Annotated in this window: 12 protein-coding genes; 4 read left to right on the top strand and 8 right to left on the bottom strand. The window is 73.3% G+C overall.

The window, feature by feature from the left end:
- A partial coding sequence (locus NH339_RS15785; RefSeq protein WP_253026986.1) for an o-succinylbenzoate synthase occupies positions 1 to 933 on the bottom strand: 933 nt, incomplete at its 3' end.
- Between the two features lie 105 nt (positions 934 to 1,038).
- On the opposite strand from NH339_RS15785, the gene NH339_RS15780 reads away from it, so the two are divergent.
- The gene (locus NH339_RS15780; protein WP_253026985.1) at positions 1,039 to 1,692 is read left to right on the top strand and encodes an SDR family oxidoreductase; all 654 of its coding nucleotides are present in this window, start codon (positions 1,039 to 1,041) and stop codon (positions 1,690 to 1,692) included.
- Positions 1,693 to 1,807: 115 nt separating this feature from the next.
- Here the strand turns inward: NH339_RS15780 and NH339_RS15775 are convergent, their stop codons facing one another.
- Together NH339_RS15775 and NH339_RS15770 are read right to left on the bottom strand one after the other, a co-directional pair.
- Positions 1,808 to 2,869, bottom strand: a complete 1,062-nt coding sequence (locus NH339_RS15775) for an AMP-binding protein (protein ID WP_253026984.1) — start codon at positions 2,867 to 2,869, stop codon at positions 1,808 to 1,810.
- The gene (locus tag NH339_RS15770) at positions 2,851 to 3,057 is read right to left on the bottom strand and encodes a hypothetical protein (protein ID WP_253026983.1); all 207 of its coding nucleotides are present in this window, start codon (positions 3,055 to 3,057) and stop codon (positions 2,851 to 2,853) included. Before NH339_RS15770 ends, NH339_RS15775 begins: the two co-directional genes overlap by 19 nt.
- A 49-nt stretch (positions 3,058 to 3,106) precedes the next feature.
- On the opposite strand from NH339_RS15770, the gene NH339_RS15765 reads away from it, so the two are divergent.
- Entirely contained in the window at positions 3,107 to 3,997 is an 891-nt protein-coding gene (locus NH339_RS15765) for a 1,4-dihydroxy-2-naphthoate polyprenyltransferase (protein ID WP_253026982.1), read from the top strand.
- On the top strand, positions 3,994 to 4,509 hold the full coding sequence (locus tag NH339_RS15760) for a metallophosphoesterase family protein (RefSeq protein ID WP_253026981.1): 516 nt from the start codon (positions 3,994 to 3,996) through the stop codon (positions 4,507 to 4,509). Before NH339_RS15765 ends, NH339_RS15760 begins: the two co-directional genes overlap by 4 nt.
- A gap of 6 nt (positions 4,510 to 4,515) precedes the next feature.
- Here NH339_RS15760 and NH339_RS15755 read toward each other — a convergent pair whose 3' ends face one another.
- Both NH339_RS15755 and NH339_RS15750 read right to left on the bottom strand, forming a co-directional pair.
- A complete protein-coding gene (locus NH339_RS15755) occupies positions 4,516 to 5,601 on the bottom strand; it encodes a PLP-dependent cysteine synthase family protein (protein WP_253026980.1) in 1,086 nt (361 codons plus the stop codon).
- On the bottom strand, positions 5,582 to 5,848 hold the full coding sequence (locus NH339_RS15750; protein WP_067854568.1) for a DUF4229 domain-containing protein: 267 nt from the start codon (positions 5,846 to 5,848) through the stop codon (positions 5,582 to 5,584). The genes NH339_RS15755 and NH339_RS15750 overlap by 20 nt, the downstream gene beginning before the upstream one ends.
- A gap of 122 nt (positions 5,849 to 5,970) precedes the next feature.
- On the opposite strand from NH339_RS15750, the gene NH339_RS15745 reads away from it, so the two are divergent.
- A complete protein-coding gene (locus NH339_RS15745) occupies positions 5,971 to 6,246 on the top strand; it encodes a PLD nuclease N-terminal domain-containing protein (RefSeq protein ID WP_067854565.1) in 276 nt (91 codons plus the stop codon).
- A gap of 98 nt (positions 6,247 to 6,344) precedes the next feature.
- On the opposite strand, the gene NH339_RS15740 is transcribed toward NH339_RS15745, so the two are convergent.
- The 3 genes from NH339_RS15740 to NH339_RS15730 form a co-directional block, all read right to left on the bottom strand.
- Positions 6,345 to 7,280 carry a DUF559 domain-containing protein gene (locus NH339_RS15740; RefSeq protein WP_253026979.1) on the bottom strand — a complete coding sequence of 312 codons (936 nt, stop codon included), beginning with the start codon at positions 7,278 to 7,280 and terminating at the stop codon, positions 6,345 to 6,347.
- Between the two features lie 151 nt (positions 7,281 to 7,431).
- Positions 7,432 to 8,364 carry a c-type cytochrome biogenesis protein CcsB gene (gene ccsB, locus NH339_RS15735; protein WP_253026978.1) on the bottom strand — a complete coding sequence of 311 codons (933 nt, stop codon included), beginning with the start codon at positions 8,362 to 8,364 and terminating at the stop codon, positions 7,432 to 7,434.
- Positions 8,361 to 9,501 (bottom strand): cytochrome c biogenesis protein ResB (locus NH339_RS15730; protein ID WP_253026977.1); only part of this gene is annotated, 1,141 nt, incomplete at its 5' end. The genes NH339_RS15730 and ccsB, both read right to left, overlap by 4 nt.

Raw genomic sequence — 9,501 nt, 5'->3', positions numbered from 1 at the left:
CCGGCGCAGCGCGTCGACGCGCTCGAGCCTGGCGCGCCAGGCGGCGTCGGTCGCGGCGTCGGCGGCGACCGCGGCCAGCGCGTCCTCGTCGACCTCGACCGGACGCACGGGCAGCCAGCCGTCGACGGCGTCCAGCGGGGTGCTCGTGACGTCGCCGCCGAGCAGCGAGGTCGTGCCGAGACCGCACGCGTACGGCAGCTCGGGCAGGGCCGCCGCGAGCGCGACGCCCGCGGCCAGGCCCACCGACGACTCGACGGCGCTGGAGACGACGACGGGCAGGCCGATCTCCTCGGCCACGCGCAGGCAGGCGCGCACCCCGCCGAGCGGCTGCACCTTCAGCACGGCGACGTCGGCGGCCTCGAGGTCGCGGACGCGGTAGGGGTCGGCGGCGCGTCGGATCGACTCGTCGGCGGCCACGGGCACGTCGACCCGGCGGCGGACCAGCGCGAGCTCCTCCACCGAGGCGCACGGCTGCTCGACGTACTCGAGCGTGCCGACGGCGTCCAGAGCCTTCACGGCCGCGACCGCGTCGTCGACGGACCAGCCGCCGTTGGCGTCGACCCGCACCCGACCCTCGCTCCCGAGGACGTCGCGGACGGCCTCGACGCGTGCGACGTCGTCGGCCAGCGCCTGGCCGCGCTCGGCCACCTTGACCTTGGCGGTCGAGGCGCCCGAGGCACGCACGATCTGCGCCGCCTGCTCGGGGCCGACGGCAGGCACGGTCGCGTTCACGGGCACGCGGTCGCGGACGGGCTCGGGCCAGCCGTCGTGGGCGGCCTCGAGCGCGGCTCGCAGCCACGGCACGCACTCCTCGTCGTCGTAGTCGAGGAACGGGCTGAACTCGCCCCAGCCGGCGGCGCCGCGCACCAGGAGGCCCTCGCGTCGGTGGATGCCCCGGAACCGGACGGGCATCCCGATCGCGAACGTGTGCACCTGCCGAGGGTAGCGGCGCGGCAGCGTCGGGGCCCGGGGGTGAGGTCGCGCACAGCCACGCCGGGCCGCACTGCGACGTCAGGTGCGCCGTGCAACGGTGGACGCATGTCGACCATCGCCATCGTCGGGGGCCACGGACAGATCGCCCTCCACCTCATCGAGCAGCTCCGCGCACGCGACCACGACGTCGTCGCGCTCATCCGCAACGACGCGCACACGAGCGACGTCGAGCAGCGGGGGGCCACGGCCCGCCGGCTCGACATCGAGCAGCAGGACGCCGACGCGTTCGCGTCCGTGTTCGACGGCTGCGACGCGGTCGTCTTCGCCGCCGGTGGCGGACCGGACGGCAACATCGGCCGCAAGCGCGCCGTCGACCTCGAGGGCTCGCTGAAGTCGGTCGAGGGCGCCCGGATCGCGGGCATCCGTCGCTTCGTGCAGGTCTCCGCGATCGGCGTCGACCTGCCGCTGCCCGAGGACACCGACGACGTGTGGCGCGCCTACGTCGAGGCCAAGCGCGACGCCGACGTCGCGCTGCGCGAGAGCGGCCTGGACTGGACGATCGTCCGCCCCGGCAAGCTCACCGACGACCCCGCCCGCGGCACGGTCACGCTGGGCGACTCCGTGGCCCGCGGCGAGGTCCCGCGGGCCGACGTCGCCGCCGTGCTCGCCGAGATCCTCCACACCGGCGCCGGCATCGGCCGCCAGTGGGACCTCGTCACCGGCGAGACCCCCGTCGACGAGGCCGTCGCCTCCGCCTGACCCCCTCCCCGGGGCGCCGGATCCGCACGTTCACGTGGGGCCCCACCCAAACCAGCTCCCCCCACCGCAACCATGCGCCGGATCCGCACGTTTACGTGGGGCCCCACGCAAACGGTCAGAAGAGGCGACGGACGGCGAGGCGGTCGACCTTTCCGTTCGGCAGGAGCGGGACGCTGTCGACGAGGGTGACGTCGCGCGGCGCCCACCGGCGCGGCAGTCCCTGCTCCTCGAGCGTGTCGCGGAGGCGGTCGGCGGACACCGCGTCGAGGCAGGTGGCGTCGGCCGGGACCACTACGGCCACCACCCGGGTGCCCCACTCGTCGTCGGGCACGCCGGCGACGGCCGCGTCGTGCACCTCCGGCAGCGCGCGCAGCGCCCGCTCGACCGCGGGCAGGGGCACGTTCACCCCACCGCTCACGACGACGTCGTCGGCGCGACCCACGACGCTGAGCACGCCGTCGGGGCCGACGGTGCCGAGGTCGGCGGTGTCGAACCACTCGTCGGTGCGCGCGACGTCGCCGTAGCCGTCGAAGAGCACCGGCCCCGCCAGCTGCACCCGACCCACGCCGTCGCGTGCGTCGACCACCCGCACGCGCACGCCGTCGAGCGGGACGCCGTCGTACACGCACCCTCCGCTCGTCTCGCTCATCCCGTAGGTGCGCACGACCCGCACGCCCGCCGACGTCGCCTGCTCGCGCAGCGTCGGGTCGAGCGCGGCACCGCCCACCAGCACCGCGTCGAGCGCCGCGAGCGCGTCGAGCCGACCCGCCGACGCCAGGCGGTGCAGCTGGGTGGGCACGAGCGACGCGTAGGTGCGGGGGCCGTCGAGCTCGCGCAGCGCGTCGACGAGGTCGTCGTGGTCGTCGAGGAGCACCGGCTCCTGGTCCGCGAGGAGGGAGCGGACCAGCACCTGCAGGCCGCCGACCCCGCTGACGGGCAGCGCCAGCAGCCACTGGCCGGGACCGCCGAGACGGGCGTGCGTGGCCCGCGCCGACGCCAGCACCGCAGTGCGCGACAGTCGCACGTCCTTCGGCTCGCCGGTGCTGCCCGACGTGCGCACGACGAGCGGCTCGACGTCGTCGCCGGCCACCCAGGGACGCAGCAGGTCGAGCACGTCGCGCGCCGAGCCCGACACCGGGCGCAACGACGCCGACCCGGTCAGGAGCCCGGCTCCCACTCCTCGGTCTCCGGCTCCTCGTCGAGCGGGTCGCGCACCGGACGCGACTGGTAGAGCGCGGCCGCGCCCGTCACGAGGGCCCCGAACCCGGCGGCGAGCGGCAGCCAGCCGCCGTCGGACGTCACCGCCAGCCACACGAAGATGCCGGTCAGCAGCACCAGGACGAACGGGAACGGCGGCTGCGTCATCCCCCCACCCTAGGCGCTGGCACACTGTCCGCTGAACCCTAGGAGCATCGTGACCGACCGCAGCAGCGCGACCCTCTCGCAGTGGGTCGAGGGGGCCCGCCCCCGCACCCTTCCCGCCGCCGTCGCCCCCGTGCTGGCCGGCACCGGCGTGGCGGCGTACGTGGCCGACGTGGCCTGGGGCAAGGCGCTGCTCGCTATGGGCGTGTCCCTCGCGCTGCAGATCGGCGTGAACTACGCCAACGACTACTCCGACGGCATCCGTGGCACCGACGACGACCGCGTCGGTCCGCTGCGGCTGGTCGGGTCGGGGCTGGCCCGACCCTCGGCGGTCAAGGCGGCGGCGCTCGGCTTCCTCGGCCTTGGCGCGCTGCTCGGCCTGGCCCTCGCGGCCACGACGACGTGGTGGCTGCTGCTCGTCGGCGTCGCCGCCCTCGGCGCGGCCTGGACCTACACCGGCGGTCCGAACCCCTACGGCTACCGCGCGCTCGGCGAGGTGAGCGTGTTCCTGTTCTTCGGGCTGGTCGCCGTCCTCGGCACCGTCTACGTGCAGGTCGAGGGGCTGCCGTGGGAGGCCTGGGCGGCAGCCGTCGGCGTCGGCGCGCTCGCCTGCGCGATCCTCGTGGCCAACAACCTGCGCGACATCCCCACCGACGTCGAGGCGGGCAAGCGGACGCTCGCCGTCGTCCTCGGCGACGCCCGCTCGCGGCAGTTCTACGCCGCACTCGTCGGGCTCAGCGCCGCGCTCGCCGTCGCACTCGCCGTGGGCGCCACGCCCTGGGCCCTGCTCGCCCTGCCCGGTCTGCTGCCCGCCGTCCCCGCCCTGCGGGCGGTGCTCTCGGACGCCCGCGGACCCGCGCTGGTGCCCGTGCTGAAGGCCACCGGTGTCGCCGAGCTGCTCTGGTCGGCCGGGCTCGCCCTCGGGCTCGTCCTCGGCCGATGACCTCCGACCGGGGCAGGCTCGTGGTGGGCGTCGTCTCCGACACCCACGCCCCCAGGTTCTGGAAGGGCATGCCCGAGCGGGTGGCCGAGGAGCTGCGCGACGTCGACCTCGTCCTGCACGCCGGCGACGTCTGCCAGCCGTCCGTGCTCGAGGAGCTCGCGACCCTCGCGCCGGTGCACGTGGTGCTGGGCAACAACGACGGGCCCGACGTCGCAGCCTGGGGTGCGCCCGAGACCCTCGAGCTCGACCTCGCGGGCGTCCGGGTCGCGATGATCCACGACGCCGGCCAGAAGCAGGGTCGCGTCCGACGGATGCGGCGACGCTTCCCCGACGCCGACGTCGTCGTGTTCGGGCACTCGCACATCCCGTGGGACGAGACCGACGAGGCCGGCCCCCGGATCCTCAACCCCGGCTCGCCGACCGACAAGCGACGTCAGCCGCACGGGACCGTCGGCCGGCTGGTGCTCGCCGACGGGGCCGTCGAGTCGTGGACGCTCGTGGAGGTCAGCTGACCCGGCTCAGTCGACGTCCGGCAGCAGGCCGGTCGCGTCGTACTCGGCCAGCCGCTGCGTCCACGGCGCGAGGTCGATGCCTCGCTGCGCCAGCCACGCGTCGTCGTAGTAGGTGCTGAGGTAGCGCTCCCCCGCGTCGCACAGGAGCGTGACGATGCTGCCGCTCTCCCCCGCCGCGCGCATCCGCGTCGCCACGGTCAGCGACGCCCACACGTTCGTGCCGGTCGAGCCACCCACCAGACGGCCCAGCCGGTCGCTCGTCCAGCGCATCGTCGCGATCGACGCGGCGTCGGGCACGCGCAGCATGTCGTCGATGACGCCACCGACGAACGACGGCTCCACCCGCGGCCGGCCGATGCCCTCGATCCGCGACGACACCCCCGTCACGACGTCGGACGTGTCCTGCTCCCAGCCGTCGAGGAACGCGGAGTTCTCGGGGTCGGCGACGAGCAGCGACGTGGGGTGACGCCGGTAGCGCAGGTAGCGGCCGATGGTCGCGGACGTGCCGCCCGTGCCCGCGCTCACGACCACCCACGCGGGCACCGGGTGCCGTTCGGCCGACATCTGCTCGAAGATCGACTCCGCGATGTTGTTGTTGCCGCGCCAGTCCGTCGCCCGCTCGGCGTACGTGAACTGGTCCATGTAGTGGCCGTCGCACTCCTCGGCCACCCGGCGCGCCTCGTCGTACACGTCGGCCGCGTTCTCGACGAAGTGGCAGCGGCCGCCGTACCACTCGATGAGCGCGACCTTCTCCGCGCTCGTCGCGGCCGGCATGACGGCGACGAACGGCAGCCCGACGAGACGGGCGAAGTAGGCCTCGCTGACAGCCGTCGACCCGCTCGAGGCCTCGACCACCGTCGAGCCCGGGCCGATCCACCCGTTGCACAGGGCGTGCAGGAACAGCGACCGGGCCAGCCGGTGCTTCAGGCTGCCGGTGGGGTGCACCGACTCGTCCTTCAGGTACAGGTCGACGTCGGGGGTGGCGACGGGCAGCGCGTGCAGGTGCGTGTCGGCGCTGCGGTTGGCGTCGGCCTCGACGCGGCGGATCGCCTCGTCGATCCAGGCGCGGACCTCAGTCGACGTCTTCGGCACTGCGGGACTCCTCGATGCGCGACGTCATGCGTTCGGCGCGTTCCTGCAGCTGGAGCGCGACCTGCTCGCGCATACCGGCGAGCAGGAAGATCGAGATGACGGAGGAGATGATCATGGCGGCGAGCAGCACGAGCAGGTTGGTCAGCTCGTCGAACTCCAGGAAGGTGCGCCCGATGCCCCACAGCAGCAGGTAGGTGACGGCCAGGACGCTGAGCCGCGCGAGCGTGTACCTCCAGAACGCCTTCATGCGTCGAGCCTAGTCGGCGCCGGGAAGCCCCTCGTCGGCACCCGTTGCAGGCCTCCGGCGGTCGTCGTCGCGTCCGCGACGGTCGGGCGGCGCGGGTTGAGGGCCGCAGGTACGGTGGCGCCATGGGCAAGGCACTGATCGCGATCGTCGCCGTCGTGCTGCTCGTCTACGCCTTCTTCGACCTCCTGGCCACACCGCGCCAGCAGGTTCGCGGACTGCCGAAGCCCGCGTGGTTCGTCGTCATCCTGCTGCCGTTCGTCGGCCCCCTCGCGTGGATGTTCCTGGGCACGCAGTCGCGCAAGGGTCGCCCCCCGCGCGACTCCGGCTACGGCTGGCCCGGCGGCCGTCCCCCCACCCGCGGCCCCGACGACGACCCCGACTACCTCCGCGGCCTCTAACCACTCCCCTTCCCCGCGTTTTGTGGACCTGATGACGGTTGCCCGCCGGCTTTTCGTCATGAAGTCCACGAAACGCGGATTCGAGCTGGACGCCGGGCTCATGCGAAGAGTGCGGTCCACGACGCGGAGAACCAGGGTCGCGGGCCGTCGTAACCGCGGTCGACGAGCGCACGGTGCACCCGACGCACGACGTCCCGCGGCAAGCGCGCGTCGACGGCCGCGACGACGATGACGCGGTAGCCCAGCGCCTCGAGCGCTTCACGACGTCGCCGGTCGCGCGCCCACTGCTGCGCATCGGTCTCGTGGTGGCGGCCGTCGTACTCGACCACCACCTTCCACGCCGAGAACAGCAGGTCGACCCGTGCGACGAAGGTGCCGTCGGGGCCGCGCACCTCGACGTTGACGTCGGGCTCGGGCAGGCCCGCAAGGACGAGCAGCAGGCGCAGCCAGGTCTCACGCGGCGACTCCGACCGCTCTCGCACGTACTCGAACGCCTCCCGTGCAGCGACGACCCCGTGGAGGTGGCATCGGTCCAGGTACCAGAACAACCGGTCGCGGGTCGTGTGGCCCGCTCGCACCAAGTGCTCCATGAGCTGGACGCACTCGACCAGGCTGGCCCGCAGCGCGCAGTCGACGACCGTGCGTTCCGGCCCGGAGACCGGCACCGGTCCAGGTCGGTGCTCGACGTCGAGGTCGCCGATCCGCCGGTGCAACCGGACGTCGGCCTGGTCGTTCTGCGTGGGTCCACGGACCGACAGCTCCCACGGCGCACCCGCCCAGCCGCGGGCCGTGAAGCCCCAGAGGACGGCGGCCGTGCGGTGCGTGACCACCGCACCCGCGCGGCCGCTGACCGTGAGTAGTGCTGCCGCGGCCCACACCAGCGGTGTCCGCTCGACGTCGGCGTGCACGTAGACGCCACGGAACAACCGGACCCAGCAGGCACGACGCAGGGCCGCACGCGGGTACCCCAGCGCCTCGGCCTGCGTGACCGCGAAAGGTCGTCGCAGGAGCTGCTCAGGGATCGCGCGCGCCATCCCGGCATGCTGCTGGAGCCCGCGGCAGCACGCCTCCGCCCATCCACAACCCCCACCGCCCACGCGTTATGTGGACTTCGGGACGGAAAACTCGCGTCAGATCGTCGTCAAGTCCGCAAAACGCGGGGAGGGCTGGATGGGCCGGCTCGCGCTACTTCGCGTAGGAGTGGAGGCCGGAGCCGAAGAGGTTGACGATGTAGTAGCTCGTGACGAAGGTGGCGAAGCCGACGATCGCGATCATCGCGGCGCGCTTGCCCTTCCAGCCCGCGGTGGCGCGGGCGTGGAGGTAGCCGGCGTAGACGACCCAGGTGATGAAGGCCCAGACCTCCTTGGGGTCCCAGCCCCAGTAGCGGCCCCACGCGTAGTGCGCCCAGATCGGGCCGGCGATGAGGGCGCCGAAGGTCCAGAGCGGGAAGCCGACCGCGATCACGCGGTACGCGAGCCGGTCCATGACCGCCGCCGACGGGAAGCGCGACAGGCGCGGACCGACGGTGCCGTTGTCCTCCGCCCGCTGGCGCACCAGGTACATGACCGACGCCGCCGTGCCGAGCAGGAAGAACGCACCCGCGATCATCACCGCCGCCACGTGGATGACGAGCCAGTACGAGTGCAGCGCCGGCACGAGCGGACCCGGCTCGACGTAGGTCGAGACGGCCAGGCCCAGCACCGCCAGCGCGAAGCCCGTGACGATGCCGCCGACCCACTCGATCGGCGAGACACGCGCGACGACGACGTACACGAGCAGCGCGATGAACGCGCCGCCCACGCCGAACTCGTACATGTTGCCCCACGGCACCCGCTGCGACGCGAGCCCGCGCGTGACCATCGCGAGCCCGAGCACCACCGTGCCCAGCACGGTCAGCGAGTAGGCGACCGAGCGCAGGACGTCGGAGCGGCTCGCCGTCTCCTGCTCGACCGGCTCGACGGGCACGCCCCCGGCGGCGACGGCCACCGGCTGCTCCTCCTTGACGACCTGGCGGGCGAAACCCCACTCGGCCACGTACGCGAGGAACGCCAGCGCCACGACGATCATGCCGGAGGTGACGGCAAAGTTCGACACCTGCGTGTAGTCGGCGAGGTTCATCGGGGCTCCTTCTCCGGGTCGTCCGGTAGGTCGCCGAGGCCGCTGCGCAGCTGCGCCAGCAGGTCCTCGAGGCTCGTGCCGAGGTCGTCGCGCGGCACGCGGTCGAGGGCGGCGACCTCCACCACGGTACGCGAACCCACCCGACGTGCACGGACCCAGGTGCGCCGCGGCCGCACGGCCAGCGACAGCACCAGTCCGACGATGCCGATGCTGATGCCACCGAGCGGCAGCCAGACGAGCGGCGTCGACGCGATCTGGAACCGCGCGAACAGCGTCAGGTCGGTGAACTCGATCGTGCCGCCGTCCGGCAGGTCGGCCTCCTGCCCCGGACTCAGGCTCACCCGGAAGTTCGACCCGTCGGCGTTCTTGTACTGCTCGAGCTTGTCCTGGTCGAGGACGTACACCGACTGCGGCAGCCCGTCGTCGACCCCGAGGTCGCCGTGGAAGACGAACAGGCCGAGCAGCGGGTTGACCGCCCCCGGGAACGCCGACACCGACGCCTCCTCGCTGCCGTTCGTGACCGCCGTCGGCAGGAAGAAGCCCTGGAAGCCGAGCTGCTCGGGCCGCGCGTCGGGCACCTTGATGACGCCGTTGGACGTGTAGGTGCCGTCGGCCGGCAGGAAGGGCACCGCACCGTCGAACACGACGTCGCCCTTCGCGTCGGTGATCTTCACGACCGGTGCGTAGCCCTGGCCGACGAGGAAGACCGACGTGCCGCCGACGTTCAACGGGTGGTTCACGCGGATCTCGTACGGCTTCTCGCGACCGTCGACGCCCTCGCGGTACGTGCCCGACGCCTCGAACAGGCGCGGCGCCCCCCGCTGCGGACCCGTCGTCCAGAAGCGGGCGACCATCTTGTCGAGCTGCAGCGAGAACGGCGGCAGGTCGTTCGTGTCGAACAGCGCGCCGGACGCGAACTCGTCGTACTGCGTCAGGACGTTGGCGAAGCCCTCGCCCTGCGTCACGATCGCGGCACCGCGGTAGCCCCACAGCGCACCCGCGGCCACGCCCACCAGCACCGCGACGATGCTCGTGTGGAAGACCAGGTTGCCGAGCTCCCTCAGGTAGCCGCGCTCGGCCCGCACCTCGCCGGTGCCCGATGCCGCCCCCGGCCCGGCACCCCCGCCGGTGCCCGAT

Origin of the sequence: Aeromicrobium sp. CnD17-E, assembly GCF_024124745.1 — a bacterium.
Classification (GTDB): Bacteria; Actinomycetota; Actinomycetes; order Propionibacteriales; family Nocardioidaceae; genus Aeromicrobium.
This window is presented reverse-complemented; position numbering and strand designations above follow the sequence as displayed.

Excerpts from the sequence above, each read along its gene's own strand:
- NH339_RS15750 (WP_067854568.1), bottom strand. The coding sequence starts at position 5,848 with ATGAAGGCGTTCTGGAGGTACACGCTCGCGCGGCTCAGCGTCCTGGCC.
- NH339_RS15780 (WP_253026985.1), top strand. The coding sequence starts at position 1,039 with ATGTCGACCATCGCCATCGTCGGGGGCCACGGACAGATCGCCCTCCAC.
- NH339_RS15740 (WP_253026979.1), bottom strand. The coding sequence starts at position 7,280 with ATGGCGCGCGCGATCCCTGAGCAGCTCCTGCGACGACCTTTCGCGGTC.
- NH339_RS15745 (WP_067854565.1), top strand. The coding sequence starts at position 5,971 with ATGGGCAAGGCACTGATCGCGATCGTCGCCGTCGTGCTGCTCGTCTAC.
- NH339_RS15770 (WP_253026983.1), bottom strand. The coding sequence starts at position 3,057 with ATGACGCAGCCGCCGTTCCCGTTCGTCCTGGTGCTGCTGACCGGCATC.
- ccsB (WP_253026978.1), bottom strand. The coding sequence starts at position 8,364 with ATGAACCTCGCCGACTACACGCAGGTGTCGAACTTTGCCGTCACCTCC.
- NH339_RS15760 (WP_253026981.1), top strand. The coding sequence starts at position 3,994 with ATGACCTCCGACCGGGGCAGGCTCGTGGTGGGCGTCGTCTCCGACACC.